This window comes from Streptomyces sp. P5F9 (assembly GCF_057961495.1).
The window spans coordinates 1-12,896 of record NZ_JBXVPZ010000274.1; the positions used below are offsets into that span (position 1 = coordinate 1).

Genomic DNA, 12,896 nt, shown 5'->3' on the forward strand with positions numbered 1-12,896 from the left:
CAGACCGAAGCTGAGGACGCAGGTGGCGGTGAGGCGGGTGCAGCTGATGGCCAGGGCGGGGTTCGGCAGGCCGGGGGCCAGGGCCTCGACCAGGTAGGGGGCTGTGCCGATGAGGAGGGCCGATACCGCGATGAAGGCCAGGGTCAGGCGGGGCAGGGTGGTTGCGACCAGGGTGCGGACCGGGTCGCCGGGGGCGCCTTGCGCTCTGCGGGCCAGGGCCATGCTGAACGCCGGGATCAGGGCGAAGGCCAGGCCGTCCTCGATCAGGAGGGTGGCCGCGAATTCCGGGATGGTCCAGGCGACGAGGAAGGCGTCCGTTTCGCTGCCGGCGCCGAAGAGGCGGGCCGGTGGCAGTAGCGGGGTGGTGTCGGTCGTTGTTTGGGTGCTGCGCCGTGGGGGCTGGTCGCGCCCCGCGGCGGAGCCGCTGATTGATACAGCCCCGCGCCCCTTTGGGGGGTTGGTGTCGGCCTGTGTGGCGCGCCCTGCGGCGGAGCCGCTGATTGATGCAGCCCCGCGCCCCTTTAGGGGGTTGTCCTGCTCGGTGTTGCCCGTCACCGCCATTGGGCCATGGCCCCTTCGGCGGTCGCTCGCACCGCAGTTGTCGCCGCCGGCCGGTCCTCAGCCGTAGCCCCCACCAGTGACCACCACGCCGCCAGGCCGAAGACCACCGCCGTGAGGACCGTTGACGGGCCGCCGATGTCTGCGTACATGAAGTCGATCAGTTGCCAGGTCAGGAGGCCGGTGGAGATCAACGCGCAGTCCAGGCCCGGGAGTTCGGTGCGGTGGACGCGGAAGAGGCCGCGCAGGGCGCAGACCAGGAGGGCGAGCCAGCTGCCGGCCAGGGTGACGAGGCCGAGCAGGCCCTGTTCGCTGAGGATCAGGAGGTACATGTTGTGCGGGGAGAGCAGGGGTTGTTTGAGGAAGGCCGCGCCTGCTCCCTCCGTGTCGCTGCCTGAGGAGAGGGCCAACGAGGCGTTGCCGTCGCGGTGTTCGGGGAAGCCCTTCAAGCCGACGCCGGTCAACGGGTGTTCGCGCCACATCGCTGTTGCCGCCGCCCACATCGTGTAGCGGTCGATCACCGACTGGTCGGGGGCGTCGGTGACTTGGGTGATGCTGTCGATCCGCTCCTGGAGCATCGCCGTACCGACGCCGAAGCCGCCTACCAGGACGATGCCCGCCGCCGTCACCGCCGCCGCCACCTTCAGTGCTCGGCGCAGGCCCGCCAGAGCCAGCTGGACCGCACAGGTCGCGGCCGTCGCGATCCACGCGCCCCGGCTGAAGGAGAGGGCCAGGGGGATCAGGAGGGCGAAGGCGCAGGCTGCCGCAACTGCCCTTTGCCGTGCGTCATTTCGGCCCAGGGCGAGGGCCAGCGCGCAGATCAGGCCGAAGGACACCACCGTCGCCATGCCCATCACGTCGGTCGGGCCGAAGGTGCCCACCGCGCGGATGTCCTCGCCCTGGTACGAGGCGCCGGTCGCGGTGACGTACTGCTTGACGCCGATCGCCCCCTGCCACACCGCGAGTGCGACGAACGACCAGGCCAGCAGGCGGAAGTCGCGGCGGTCGCGGATGAGGAGGACGACGGCCGCGGGGACCAGCACGAAGATCTGGAGGTAGCGGCCCAGGCCGCTGAGTCCGGCGCCCGGTGTGGACGCGCCCATCGCGGCGATCGACAGGCCCAGGACCGGAAGTCCCATGACCGCTGCGGCAGTCGGGGTCAGGGGGCGGCTGCGGTCGCGGAGCAGACGGATTGCGCAGTACAGCACCACGAGGCCGGAGACCGCGTCGGCCGGGCCCGCGCCGCCCTCGCCCGGGGTGAGCGGCAGGCCGAGCAGGGCGATCACGGCGACGACCGGGAGGACGGGGGCGAACGTGTGGACGCGGCGCGGCACGGTTCAGCTCCCCGTCGGACGTACGGGCAGGACAGGGGCGTTCATGCGGGCTCGGTGGTTCACGGCTCAGCTCCCGGTCGGACGTACGAGCGCGGTCACCGTGCGGGCCAGGATGCAGATGTCCTGCCACAGCGACCAGTTGTCGATGTACGCGTTGTCGAACCGGCAGCGGTCCTCGATCGAGGTGTCGCCGCGCAGCCCGTGGATCTGGGCGAGGCCGGTGATGCCGGTCTGCATCCGGTGGCGGGCCGCGTAGCCGGGGTAGGTCTGGCTGAACTGGGCGACGAAGTACGGGCGTTCGGGGCGCGGACCGACCAGGCTCATGTCGCCCCGGAACACGTTCCAGAGCTGGAGCAGTTCGTCCAGCGAGGTCTGGCGCAGGAAGCGGCAGAAGCGGCTCATCTGCGGCTCGTGCGCGATGTTCCAGCGGGTCGCCGCCTCGTGCTCGTCGACCGGGCGGTGGGTGCGGAACTTCAGCAGGGTGAAGGGGCGGCCGTCCTTGCCGATGCGCTCCTGGCGGAAGACGACACCGGGTCCGTCGGTGAGACGGAGCACCACCGCGCACACCAGCAGCAAGGGGCTGACCAGGAGGAGCAGGGTGCCGGACGCCAGGACGTCCAGCGCCCGCTTGCCGAAGCTGCCGGGCCGACGTGAACCCAACTCCAGCCGCCTGCAGGCGAATCCGGCCAGCTGGTCACGCATCTCGTACGAGGGTGAGTCGGCGTCGACCTCCCAGACCACGCAGCCCGACTCCGCCAACGCCCGCAGCAGCGGCCCGCGTTCGGACCGTACCGAGGGATGCACGGTGAGGACGGCCCGGACGCCGTTCTGGATGAGGGCCCGTTCGACCTCCTCGCCGGTGGTCAGGACGGGCAACCCCTCGGTGCCGTCCGGGTGTTCGGCGACGATGCCGACGGGTTCGACTCCGCAGTCCGGGTGCCGCAGCACCGCCGCCGCCACGCGTTGCGCGGTCGTCGCCGGGCCGATCACGAGGGCGGTGCGGGGGCGGTTCAGCAGGGCCTTGCGGCGGCGTCGGTGCACCGCGCCGCGGGCTACGCAACTCGCCGCCGATTGAAGGGCGAAGCCCAGGAGCAGGGTGCGCGCGGACAGCGCGCGGTCGGGGGCGTAGGCCGCGGTGAGCGTGCTGAGGGCGAGCCACGCGACGGCGATCCGGCCGCAGACGGCGGGCAGTTCGTCGAGGACGCGGGGTACGGCCCGGGGCAGATGCGGGCGCAGCAGTATCGACCCGGCGATCAACAGGGCCACCAGGAGCGGTCCGCGCCGGCTGCCGGTGAGCGCGAGGGCGCCGACCAGGGCGGCGGTGAGGTCCGCGCCGAGCAACGGCAAGGGTGAGGTCGGCCGCGCGGGCGGGCGGCGGACCGGGAACCGGAAACCGCCGCCGGTGCGGCGGGGGATGACCGAGACGTTAGAGAATCCGTGGTCCCGTGGCTGTCCGCCGGGGGAGGGGACGGTGCTTTCCGCAGTCACGAGTGGATGGACTCCCTGCACTCGGTGGGCACGACGGGTTTGCCGCCGAGGAGCTCGCGGTACACGCCCGCGATCGCCTCGGCGGAGTGCCGCACGTCGTGCGTGGACTGGACGTACCGGCGCCCCTGGTGGCCGAGGGACTCGCGCAGCAGCGGGTCGAGCAGCAGCTCGGCGACGGCCCCGGACAGCACCGCCGGGTTCTCGGCCGGGACCAGACAGCGAGGAGCGAGACCGGGTGGCAGGCTCTCCCGGGCGCCGGCCACATCGGTGACGACGACGGGCCGCCCGCAGGCCATCGCCTCCAGCGGGGCGAGCGCCATGCCCTCCCAGCGCGAGGGCAGGACCACCAGGTCGGCGGCCTGGTACCAGGGCACGGGATCGGTGACGGCGCCCGCGAACAGCACGGAATCCGGGGCGAGTTGGCGCAGTGCGGCGCGGTCGGGCCCGTCGCCGACGAGCACGAGCCGCGCCTTCGGCACCCGTCGGAGGATCGCGTCCCACGCCGTCAGCAGGACGTCCTGGCCCTTCTGCCGGCACAGCCGCCCCACGCACACCACCAGCGGCGCCGCCGGATCGACCCCGGCGAGCTGCTCGATGCCGGCCCGTACGGTGTCCACGGCCGCGGGGTGGAAGCGCTCGGTGTCGATTCCGTTGGGGATCACGCTCCAGCGGCCCCGGACCCCGGCGCGCAGCCCGGTCGTCCGCTCCGCCTCGCTCACGCATACCGTCCGGGTGGCCCAGCGCGCACCCCACCGCTCCCAGCCGACGGCGAGCGTGGCGGTGACGCCGCCGACCGCCTCGAACGACCAGGCGTGCGGCTGGAACACGGTCGGGATCCGCCCCCGCACGGCAAGACGTCCGGCGAGTCCGGCCTTCGCGCTGTGCGCGTGCACCAGATCGGGCCGCACCTCCGTGACCACCCGGGCGAGCCGCCGTACCTCGGAGACGAGCGCCGGACCGGGTGACCGGGTCGCCTCCCACAGGCGTACGTCGGCGCCGAGTGCCCGGGCCCCGTCCGCGAGGGTGCCGCCGGCGGGGCAGGCGACCGTGACGTGCAGGCCTGACGCGAGCTGAGCCCGCGTCAGGTCCAGGACGACACGGGCGACGCCGGCGTCCACGGGCTGGGCGAGGTGCAGGACCCGTGGCGGAGGGTCGGTTGCTGGCTGGTGCATTGCGCGGTTTCCTCGCTCACGGGTGGTGCTCGGGACTGCGGGCGGGAACGCGCCTCACTGCTGGGCGTCGACGGCGACGAAGAGCGCCCCGAACCACGCCGCGTCCCGCTGGGAAACGAGCCGGAAGGCCAGCTGGTCACCGCCGGGACGCAGCGCCTTGCCGAGATCGAACACATCGGAGTCGTAGCCGAGCGTGTTCACATAAGCGGGCGCACGCTCCGAAGGCGCCGCCGCCGGGTCGCTGATCGTGGAATTCAGCACGTCGTCACGGGGGTTGGCGCCGTCACCGAGCGCGGTGGCGTTCGTACGACCGGTCGAGAGGGTGAGCGAATCCCCGGTGCGGCCGCGATCCCCGTCGTACGCCACCACGCCCGCGCGTCCCCCGGCGTGCGCGGGCACACGCACCCCGCGCATCCGGATCTCCGCGCCGGTACGGGAGTCCAGCGCGCCGAAGCCGTCCCACAACTCCAGCCGGCGCAGCGGCTCCTGCGGCTTCTCGTACGCGACGACGAGCGTCCAGCCGCCCCACGCGCCGGCCGCGGACCTGCCCATCGCCGTGTTGATCTGGGCCACGGTGTAGAGGCCCGAACCACTCTCCCGGACCAGCTTGGTGACGTCCGCCGAGGCCTGGAACGCGTCCGCGCCGCCCGCCACCCGGTGCCCGACGACCGTGTCCGCGAGCACCGCCTTGTACTCGCCGCCGGGCTCCGCGATCAGCACACGGCCGTTGTCCTTGGGCGGCTTCTGCTCGCCCACGCGGAGGTTGCCGCCCCAGTACAGCCGCGCGTACGTGGCCCGGGCGCCCTCGGGCAGCCGGACCTCCGCGCGGGAGGAGTTGTAGGTGTTGGGGTCGCGGTCGACGTCTACGTAGAACATGTCGAAGTCGCCGTTGACCGCTGCCTGTCCTTCTCGTACGGCGGGGCAGGCGGCCGAGTCCGCGCGGCAGCTGATGGAGGTGTTGGCCGCGCGGACGATGCCGCCGTGCTGGAGCGCGTGGTAGCGCTGGGCGAACGGGACGCGCTCGGCCTCGGCGGGCGGGGCGGATGCTCCGAAGGCGGCAGGGGCCCAGATCGTGACGAGGGCGAGAGCGCCCGTCGACGCCCGGCGCAGCAGCGGACCCAGGGAATAGCGCATGACCGGAGGTGCCCTTTCGGGAAGTACGGCCCCTATGTGCGATCTGATGGCTATAGGGGTACTTCGGGAGGTGCGCAACTCTAGTGGCTATCCGTATTAATCCTGCGAAACGCGACAAGTGTGTCGGAATGGTGAAGTTCGGCCTCCGGGAGATCACCCCATTGGCGGCACAACCCCTTTGGGTGCCGCGCGTTGACACAGCGCCGGGCATCCCCGCCCGGATGTTTGTTTCAACCCCAAGGAGCACCTCTCCATGTCGCGTATCGCGAAGGGCCTGGTCCTGACCTCCGTTGCCGCCGCCGCCATGGCGGGCACCGCCGGCATCGCCGCCGCCGACAGCGACGCGCACGGCGCGGCCGCCCACTCCCCGGGCGTGCTGTCCGGCAACGTCGTCCAGGTTCCGGTCCACATCCCGGTCAACGTCTGCGGCAACACCGTCAACGTCATCGGCCTGCTGAACCCGGCCTTCGGCAACACCTGCGTCAACGACTGACGTCCGCGCGCATCACTTCGTCCGGCCGTTCTCCCGTGGGATCTCCACGGGGGGACGGCCGGTCGGCGTTCGGCGGTGTTGCCCCGAATGGGCGGTAGCGGTCCCGGTCCGGCGCTTCGGTCTTGACATGGCCCTCACCAGGCACGACGTCGACCGTACGGCTGACGGACGGTCACCCGGCGCGTCCGACCGGTTGCACATGGTGGTGAGCGCTTTCACGGTGGGCTCAAGATCCGAAGCACCACCGAAAGGAAACACCCATGCGTGGTCTGCCCGCACGGCGCGTCGCGTCCTCCGTGCTCTGTGCCACTGTCCTGATCGGAATCGCCGGCCCCGCGGCCGTCGCCGCCGACAACGACTCGGCGCGGAAGCACGTCCACGCCGCGTCGAGCGCGCCGGTCCCGGGCGCTGACGCACTGCTCGCCCAGGTCAAGGGCCTCGGCGACGTCGGCAGCGTGCTCACCCCCGTCACCGACCTGCTGACCCAGGCGCTCAAGGCCGACAACGGCCAGCTCTCCCCCGACCAGGCGCAGAAGCTGGGCGACGCCGTCACCGCGGCCATCGCCAAGATCACCGCGGCGGCGCCGGCCGCACCGGCGGTTCCGGCGGTTCCCGCGGCACCTGCCGTGCCCGCCGCGCCCGCGGTTCCCGCCGTGCCCGCGCTGCCCTCGCTCAAGAGCGGTGACGACTCCAAGGCCAAGGCGCCCGCCGACCTCGCCGGGGACGCGCTCGCGTCCCTGCAGAAAGCGGTCGCCTCGCTGCTCAGCGCGGTCACCTCCGGCGATGTCAGCAAGGTCGTCCCGGCGGTCACCGGCGTGGTGACGGGCCTCGTCAACGTGGTCGCGGCCACGCTGCTCGGCGGCGGTCTGCCCGCACCGAGCCTGCCCGGTCTGCCCGCGCTGCCGTCGTTGCCGTCGACGTCCTCGCTTCCGGCGGTGCCCGCGGTACCGGCGGTTCCGAGCGTCTGACGCGAGCAGCCGCAGAACAGTCGTAACGCAGTCGTAGAACGGCCGTCGGGCCGGTTCCTTTCCGGAGCCGGCCCGACGGTCTTTTCGGTTCCACGGCCTTTTCATATGAGGATGGGAAACGCCGATGAGGCACACACCGCATTCGGGTGGGCAGCAGAAAGTTTCTGCGCACGGGGTTTCCGCCCCGGCCGGAACTCGTTACACACGGCGACAGAATTCGCTCTGGTGACATGAGTTGCCGAAGAAAGGAACACGATGAAGTCCCTGAAGGCTGCCGCTGTCGTTGCCGGGTCCCTCGCCATCGCCGGTGCCGCCGCGCCCGCGTTCGCCTACAGCCCCGCCGACGTGACGCCCACCAGCCTCACCGGCGCCGTCAACACCCTCACCAGTGGTCAGCTCCAGCCCGCCGACGTGATGCCGTTGCAGCACCAGTCGGACGCGCTCGACACCGAGAACAAGGGCTCCGCGCTCAACACCGTCAAGGGTGCGACCGCCGCGCTGAACCAGCACAACCCGCTGCTCGGCGGTCTGCCGCTGCAGAGCTGAGTCGCCCCGGTGGTGTTCGAGGGGCGTCGTGAGGCGTCCCTCGTTCGTGTGGCGGGGCGCCCGCGCCATCGGCCGGACGGGTGAGAACGCGTCCGGTGGCCTTCCGGCCCGTCGATAAGGTCGCGCGGTGACCTCAACCTCAAGCGAAACGCGCCCCTTCCGCGTCGCCGACCTCGGCACCCTCGTCGTCCTGGCGTGGAGCGGCGAGGCCCCCGACGGGGACATGCCCTACCTCCTCGCCTACACCCTGGGCGACGCCGCGGACGGCCCCGAGGCCGCCACCGCCGCCGTGGAACGGCTGCTGACCGACAACGGGCTCCCGGTCGGCGGCAACGTCGTCGACGGCGCCACCAGGCCCAGCCTGCCGATCACCATGCTCATCGAGTCCGGGCAGGCCGTCCTCAACATGCCGCAGCTCAACGCCCAGTGCGTGCCGCCGCCCGAGTGGCTCGCGGCGGTCGGCGAACGCGGCTTCGCCTACCTCGTGTTCACCACCCGCCCCTGGCCCGAGGCCGAGCCGGGCAAGCCCGTCACCCCCGAGGCGCTGGCCGAGTTCGCCGGCTCCGAGGACACCCTGAACGCCGCCGCGCACATCATCCTGCCCGCCCGCAGCCTGCGCGGCTGACAACCGGACAGCGGGCGGGAATTGCCGGTTCCGGCCCGCTGACGGGAAGCAACTTCCGACCCGCTGACGGGAATTCCGGAAAGCTGACTACTACGGCACTCGGGGGAATCTTGAACTGATGCGCTGCCCGGCCTCGTTACCCGGTCAGCACGCAGAGCCTCCGAATTCCGAAAGGGACCGCACTCCATGAAGTCGACCACCCGAGGAACCATCGCCGCCGTCATCACGGCCGTGGCGGCCGCGACCGGCGCCGCCGTCGCGACCCCCGCCGCCGCGATCGGCACGGTCCCCGTACCCGTGCCGCTTGAGGGCGCGGAGAGCGCCCTCGGCATGGAGCTGCCCAAGCTGGGCGGGGAGGTGCCCGTGCCCATGCCGGGCTCGCCCGAGGGCCCGCGGTACGTCGAGGGCCGGCTCATCCCGGAACGGGTACTGCCCCAACTCCCGGTCCACGGCGGCCTCCCCGGCGCCGAGCTGCGCGCACCGCTGCCGCATGTCCTCGGCGACGGCTTCGACCACCTCGGTGTCAGCGCGCCCGCCTCCGACCTGCGCACGATGGCCCCGGGCCTGGCGCTGGACGTGCCGCTGACCCCGCCCAACCCCGACAACTTCGGCCTCCCGGACCTGAAGGCGCCCCAGCTGGGCGTCCTGGCCCCGGTGCTCCAGACCGTGCCGGGCGCGGACCTGGTCACGGGCGCCGGTCTCTAGGCCGTAGCGCGGGAAGAACGAAGGCGGCCGCAGGGCCGGAGCGGACGAGGGCCCGGGTGGTGCGACCCGGGCCCTTCTGTCTGCCCGAGCCCTGCGGAGAGTGACCGCATGGGCCACCGGACGGTTAGCCCCTCGAACGAGCCGTACCGGACGAGGGAGCTGGGCCATGAGTGTGAGCGTCGGTGGAGTTTCGGCGGGCGGGGAGTCGCTGCGGCCGGTCAGACCCGGGCCGGCGCGCAGGACGCGGCGGGAGGCGCTGCGCGGGGCGTTCGGCGCCGCCCTCGCGGTGGCCCTCGTGCCCGTCGTCGCGGCCTCGCGGCCCACGCGCTCCGGCGAGGACCCCGGGGACACCGCCTTCGACGAGACGTACCGGGGCCGTCGTATCCACGGCGTGCTGAAGGACGGGTGGCAGGTCACGGTGGACGGCCGGCCGCTGCATCTGATGCGGCGCGCGGACGGCACCTGGCTGAGCATGGTCGACCACTACCGCTCGTATCCCACCGCCCTGGAGGCGACCCGCGCGGCCGTCGACGAGCTGAGCCCCGGCAGGGAACTGCGCGAGGCGGACGGCCCGATGGAGCAGATGCACATGGGGGGAGACCATGGCGTACACGCGTAAGGACGTCAGCACGCTCACGAGCGCCGAGAAGCGGCGGTTCGTGGCGGCGCTGCTGGAGGTCAAACGGCGGGGCGAGTACGACGAGTTCGTGCGCACGCACATCGAGTTCTTCGTGCCCGACGGGGAGTACGGACTGCGCTCGGCGCACATGGCGCCCTCCTTCCTGCCCTGGCACCGGCAGTTCCTGCTGGACCTGGAGCGGGCGCTGCGCCGGGTCGACTCCTCGGTGACGGTGCCCTATTGGGACTGGACGCGCGAACGCTCCGCGACCTCCACGCCCTGGACCAAGGACCTGCTCGGCGGCACCGGGCGGCGCTCCGACCACCAGGTGACGACCGGGCCGTTCGCCTACGCGACGGGCAGGTGGAAGATCACGGAGAACATCACCGACGAGCCGTACCTCACCCGCGACCTGGGCCGGGCCGGCTCCCCGATCGCGCTGCCGACGAGGAGCGACCTGAACGGGGCGCTCGCCGACCCGGTCTACGACGTCCCGCCCTGGGACTCGACCTGCCGCACGGGGTTCCGCAACCGGCTCGAAGGGTGGGGCACCGGGTCGGGCAGCGCGTCCTGGCGCAACCACAACCGGGTCCACAAGTGGGTCGGCGGAGTGATGCTCGGCGGCGCGTCCGTCAACGACCCGGTGTTCTGGCTGCACCACGCCTTCATCGACCTGCAGTGGTCGCGCTGGCAGAGCAGACACCGCGGCGCCCGCTACCTTCCGGCGAAGCCGCCGGGCGCGGGCGACGACCAGGAGGGGCGGGTCGTGGCACGGCAGGAGCGGATGCCGCCGTGGGACGTGACGCCGGAGCAGCTGGAGGACGTCAGCGCGGTCTACCGGTACGCCTGACCGGTCGTCGGCATGGGGAAACGGGGAGAGCCCCGGCGCCTGAGGTGCCGGGGCTCTTCGCGTACGTCCGTCCGCGCGTGCGGTCGAATCAGTGGCCGTAGCCGTTGCCGCCGTAGCCCGGGCCGGGGTGGCCGGGGTGGTCGTGGCCGCTCACGTTGGCGCAGGTGTTGCCGAAGGCCGGGTTCAGCAGGCCGATCACGCTGACGGTGTTGCCGCAGACGTTGACCGGGATGTGGATCGGGACCTGCACGATGTTGCCCGACAGGACGCCGGGCGAACCGACGGCCGCACCCTGCGCGCCCGCGTCCGCCATGGCCAGGCCGGCACCACCGAGCGCCACGGCACCCGTGCCGAGGGCGACGACGGCCGCCTTCGCGATGCGAGACATCACGTTCTCCTTTGGTTCGATGAGTGCGACGGCACGACTCGCCACCGCACTTGGAGTTCAACGCGGCGGCGCATGGCTGGTAACGGCGCCGACGTGGGGATCACCCTTTGGGAACACGGCTTCGAGCGCCGGGCGCGGATGTTCGACGGGCGGAAATTCGGTGCCCTGGACGGGTGGGTGTCCATTAGCCTCCGGTCATGGCAACCGACCAACTGTTCCGTCTGTTCGCCGAGCAGAACCGTGTGCGCGCCTTCGCGGCGGTGGCTCTGGGGGCCGAGACCTCCGAGCAGGTCGCCGAGGTGGCCGGCCTGACCCCGAGAGGCACGGCCGTCGCCCTGCTGCGGCTGCGCGAACAGGGCGTGGTGAAGACCATGGACGACGGTGAACTCCGCGTCGACTACGACCTGTTCAGGAAACTGGCCCGCGAGGACGCCGAGCCGGTCGAGGCCGGCCCGGTCACCGGCGACGAGCACACCGACATGATCCTGCGGACCTTCGTCCGGGGCGGCCGCCTCGTCCGGCTCCCCGCCCAGTGGACCCGCAAGCAGGTGGTGCTCCAGCACATCGCCGAGCAGACCTTCGCCCCCGGTGTGGAGTACCCCGAGCGCACGGTCAACGAGAAGCTGCGCGCCTGGTGCGACGAGGGCGAGGTCGACCATGTGACGCTCCGGCGCTACCTGGTGGACCTCCACCACCTGCGCCGGAGCGAAGGCGTCTACCGGCGGCCGGCAGCCGCGTGACCCGCTGTTCCTACGGCAGCTGCCGTACGGGCGAACCCGCCAGGTAGGCCTGGATGTTCTCGACGGCCTGGCCGTAGTACGCCGTGTAGTTGGCCCGCGACACATACCCGAGGTGGGGTGTCGCGAGCAGGCGCGGGGCCGTGCGCATCGGGTGGCCGGCGGGGAGGGGCTCGGTGTCGAAGACGTCGATCCCGGCACCGGCGATCCGGCCCTCGTGCAGCGCGGCGAGCAGGGCGTCCTGGTCGACGATCGCCGCGCGTGAGGTGTTGATCAGGTACGCGGTGGGCTTGAGGAGGGCGAGTTCGGCGGGGCCGAGGAGACCGCGGGTGCGGTCGCCGAGGGCGAGGTGGACGGAGACGAAGTCGCTGTCCGCGAGCAACTGCTCCTTGGACGGGGCGAGTTGTACGCCGACTTCGTCCGCGCGTTCCGCTGTGAGGTGCTGGCTCCACGCCGTGACGCGCATGCCGAAGGCGAGGCCCACCTGTGCGACGCGGCCGCCGATCCTGCCGAGCCCGAGCAGTCCGAGGGTGCGGCCGTGCAGGTCGGCGCCGACCGTCTGCTGCCAAGGGCCGCCGCCGCGCAGGGAGTTGGCCTCCTCGACGATTCCGCGGGCGAGGCCGAGCAGCAGCGCCCAGGTGAGTTCGACGGGCGGGGTCGAGGAGCTGGCCGTACCGCACACGGTGACGCCGTGCGCCTTCGCGGCGGCGTAGTCGATGACCGTGTTGCGCATGCCGGAGGCGATCAGCAGCTTCAGGCGGGGGAGTCGGGCGATCAGCGAGGCGGGGAAGGGGACGCGTTCGCGCAGGGTGACGACGATGTCGGCGGTGGCGAGGGCGGCGGCCAACTCGGCCTCGTCGTCGAGGTGTTCGCGCAGGCTCACGACCTCCACGGTGTCCTCGACGGGCGACCAGTCGGCGAGTCCGGTCGCCGCGTTCTGATAGTCGTCGAGGACAACACAGCGCAGGGGCACGGCAGTTCCTTGGGTAGGTTCCCGGTGATCGTCCGGAACGCTACTCCTTGCTGAGCGAGACCGAGTTGGCCGTCCGCGTCGGCTTCCCCAGAGCCCAGAAGAGGACGCCGAGGAGCATGAAGCCGAGGAGCGGTACGAGCTCCGTCAGCAGGTACTGCCCGCGCTCGCCCTTGGTCCAGCCGTCCGGGGCGTAGTCGGCGCCGAACCAGTGGTCGCCCGCACCGGGCGCGACCAGCTGCACACTCGCGAACACGATGAGCGCGGTGAGCACCACACTGAGCACGATGGGGACGGGCGCCTTGTAGG

15 protein-coding genes and 1 pseudogene are annotated in these 12,896 nt (G+C 72.1%); 8 read left to right on the plus strand and 8 right to left on the minus strand.

Translation table 11 applies throughout. From position 1 onward, the window contains the following. The 5 genes from AC31A1_RS33255 to AC31A1_RS33275 form a co-directional block, all read right to left on the minus strand. Nucleotides 1-561, minus strand: a 561-nt coding sequence (locus AC31A1_RS33255; protein ID WP_489656885.1) for a lipid II flippase MurJ, incomplete at its 3' end; no start/stop codon positions are given. Next, nucleotides 552-1,892, minus strand: coding sequence for an O-antigen ligase family protein (locus tag AC31A1_RS33260; RefSeq protein ID WP_489656886.1), 1,341 nt, complete (start codon nucleotides 1,890-1,892; stop codon nucleotides 552-554). The genes AC31A1_RS33255 and AC31A1_RS33260, both read right to left, overlap by 10 nt. A 66-nt stretch (nucleotides 1,893-1,958) precedes the next feature. Continuing rightward, entirely contained in the window at nucleotides 1,959-3,380 is a 1,422-nt protein-coding gene (locus AC31A1_RS33265; protein WP_489656887.1) for a sugar transferase, read from the minus strand. After that, a complete protein-coding gene (locus AC31A1_RS33270) occupies nucleotides 3,377-4,552 on the minus strand; it encodes a glycosyltransferase (protein ID WP_489656888.1) in 1,176 nt (391 codons plus the stop codon). The genes AC31A1_RS33265 and AC31A1_RS33270 overlap by 4 nt, the downstream gene beginning before the upstream one ends. Before the next feature lie 54 nt (nucleotides 4,553-4,606). Further along, nucleotides 4,607-5,686: a DUF3344 domain-containing protein gene (locus tag AC31A1_RS33275; protein WP_489656889.1), complete on the minus strand. Its 1,080-nt coding sequence runs from the start codon at nucleotides 5,684-5,686 to the stop codon at nucleotides 4,607-4,609. 253 nt (nucleotides 5,687-5,939) lie between these two features. On the opposite strand from AC31A1_RS33275, the gene chpG reads away from it, so the two are divergent. The 7 genes from chpG (at nucleotide 5,940) to AC31A1_RS33310 (ending at nucleotide 10,492) form a co-directional block, all read left to right on the plus strand. Next, nucleotides 5,940-6,179 carry a chaplin ChpG gene (gene chpG / locus AC31A1_RS33280; RefSeq protein WP_019065678.1) on the plus strand — a complete coding sequence of 80 codons (240 nt, stop codon included), beginning with the start codon at nucleotides 5,940-5,942 and terminating at the stop codon, nucleotides 6,177-6,179. Nucleotides 6,180-6,439: 260 nt separating this feature from the next. Beyond that, nucleotides 6,440-7,147 carry a hypothetical protein gene (locus tag AC31A1_RS33285; RefSeq protein WP_489656890.1) on the plus strand — a complete coding sequence of 236 codons (708 nt, stop codon included), beginning with the start codon at nucleotides 6,440-6,442 and terminating at the stop codon, nucleotides 7,145-7,147. Between the two features lie 255 nt (nucleotides 7,148-7,402). Continuing rightward, entirely contained in the window at nucleotides 7,403-7,693 is a 291-nt protein-coding gene (locus AC31A1_RS33290; RefSeq protein ID WP_266856879.1) for a hypothetical protein, read from the plus strand. 127 nt (nucleotides 7,694-7,820) lie between these two features. Further along, nucleotides 7,821-8,318: a DUF5949 family protein gene (locus tag AC31A1_RS33295; RefSeq protein WP_366091436.1), complete on the plus strand. Its 498-nt coding sequence runs from the start codon at nucleotides 7,821-7,823 to the stop codon at nucleotides 8,316-8,318. A 186-nt stretch (nucleotides 8,319-8,504) separates the two neighbouring features. Next, nucleotides 8,505-9,023 (plus strand): hypothetical protein, encoded by a 519-nt coding sequence (locus tag AC31A1_RS33300; RefSeq protein WP_366490736.1) that lies wholly within the window; start codon nucleotides 8,505-8,507, stop codon nucleotides 9,021-9,023. Between the two features lie 166 nt (nucleotides 9,024-9,189). Next, nucleotides 9,190-9,642: a tyrosinase family oxidase copper chaperone gene (locus AC31A1_RS33305; RefSeq protein WP_489656891.1), complete on the plus strand. Its 453-nt coding sequence runs from the start codon at nucleotides 9,190-9,192 to the stop codon at nucleotides 9,640-9,642. Then, nucleotides 9,626-10,492 (plus strand): tyrosinase family protein, encoded by an 867-nt coding sequence (locus tag AC31A1_RS33310; RefSeq protein WP_489656892.1) that lies wholly within the window; start codon nucleotides 9,626-9,628, stop codon nucleotides 10,490-10,492. The genes AC31A1_RS33305 and AC31A1_RS33310 overlap by 17 nt, the downstream gene beginning before the upstream one ends. A gap of 88 nt (nucleotides 10,493-10,580) precedes the next feature. Here AC31A1_RS33310 and AC31A1_RS33315 read toward each other — a convergent pair whose 3' ends face one another. Then, nucleotides 10,581-10,880 (minus strand): chaplin, encoded by a 300-nt coding sequence (locus AC31A1_RS33315; RefSeq protein ID WP_489656893.1) that lies wholly within the window; start codon nucleotides 10,878-10,880, stop codon nucleotides 10,581-10,583. Between the two features lie 197 nt (nucleotides 10,881-11,077). Between AC31A1_RS33315 and AC31A1_RS33320 the strand changes: the two genes are divergently transcribed. Continuing rightward, on the plus strand, nucleotides 11,078-11,620 hold the full coding sequence (locus tag AC31A1_RS33320) for a DUF2087 domain-containing protein (RefSeq protein ID WP_489656894.1): 543 nt from the start codon (nucleotides 11,078-11,080) through the stop codon (nucleotides 11,618-11,620). A 10-nt stretch (nucleotides 11,621-11,630) separates the two neighbouring features. On the opposite strand, the gene AC31A1_RS33325 is transcribed toward AC31A1_RS33320, so the two are convergent. Beyond that, entirely contained in the window at nucleotides 11,631-12,590 is a 960-nt protein-coding gene (locus AC31A1_RS33325; protein WP_489656895.1) for a D-2-hydroxyacid dehydrogenase family protein, read from the minus strand. Nucleotides 12,591-12,630: 40 nt separating this feature from the next. Continuing rightward, nucleotides 12,631-12,896 (minus strand): annotated as a pseudogene (locus AC31A1_RS33330) (APC family permease); the annotation flags it as partial.

Bases quoted from the DNA above. Each gene is read 5' to 3' on its own strand.
- AC31A1_RS33315 (WP_489656893.1), bottom strand. From the start codon at position 10,880: ATGTCTCGCATCGCGAAGGCGGCCGTCGTCGCCCTCGGCACGGGTGCC.
- AC31A1_RS33270 (WP_489656888.1), bottom strand. From the start codon at position 4,552: ATGCACCAGCCAGCAACCGACCCTCCGCCACGGGTCCTGCACCTCGCC.
- AC31A1_RS33310 (WP_489656892.1), top strand. From the start codon at position 9,626: ATGGCGTACACGCGTAAGGACGTCAGCACGCTCACGAGCGCCGAGAAG.
- AC31A1_RS33285 (WP_489656890.1), top strand. From the start codon at position 6,440: ATGCGTGGTCTGCCCGCACGGCGCGTCGCGTCCTCCGTGCTCTGTGCC.
- AC31A1_RS33305 (WP_489656891.1), top strand. From the start codon at position 9,190: ATGAGTGTGAGCGTCGGTGGAGTTTCGGCGGGCGGGGAGTCGCTGCGG.
- chpG (WP_019065678.1), top strand. From the start codon at position 5,940: ATGTCGCGTATCGCGAAGGGCCTGGTCCTGACCTCCGTTGCCGCCGCC.
- AC31A1_RS33290 (WP_266856879.1), top strand. From the start codon at position 7,403: ATGAAGTCCCTGAAGGCTGCCGCTGTCGTTGCCGGGTCCCTCGCCATC.
- AC31A1_RS33320 (WP_489656894.1), top strand. From the start codon at position 11,078: ATGGCAACCGACCAACTGTTCCGTCTGTTCGCCGAGCAGAACCGTGTG.
- AC31A1_RS33275 (WP_489656889.1), bottom strand. From the start codon at position 5,686: ATGCGCTATTCCCTGGGTCCGCTGCTGCGCCGGGCGTCGACGGGCGCT.
- AC31A1_RS33300 (WP_366490736.1), top strand. From the start codon at position 8,505: ATGAAGTCGACCACCCGAGGAACCATCGCCGCCGTCATCACGGCCGTG.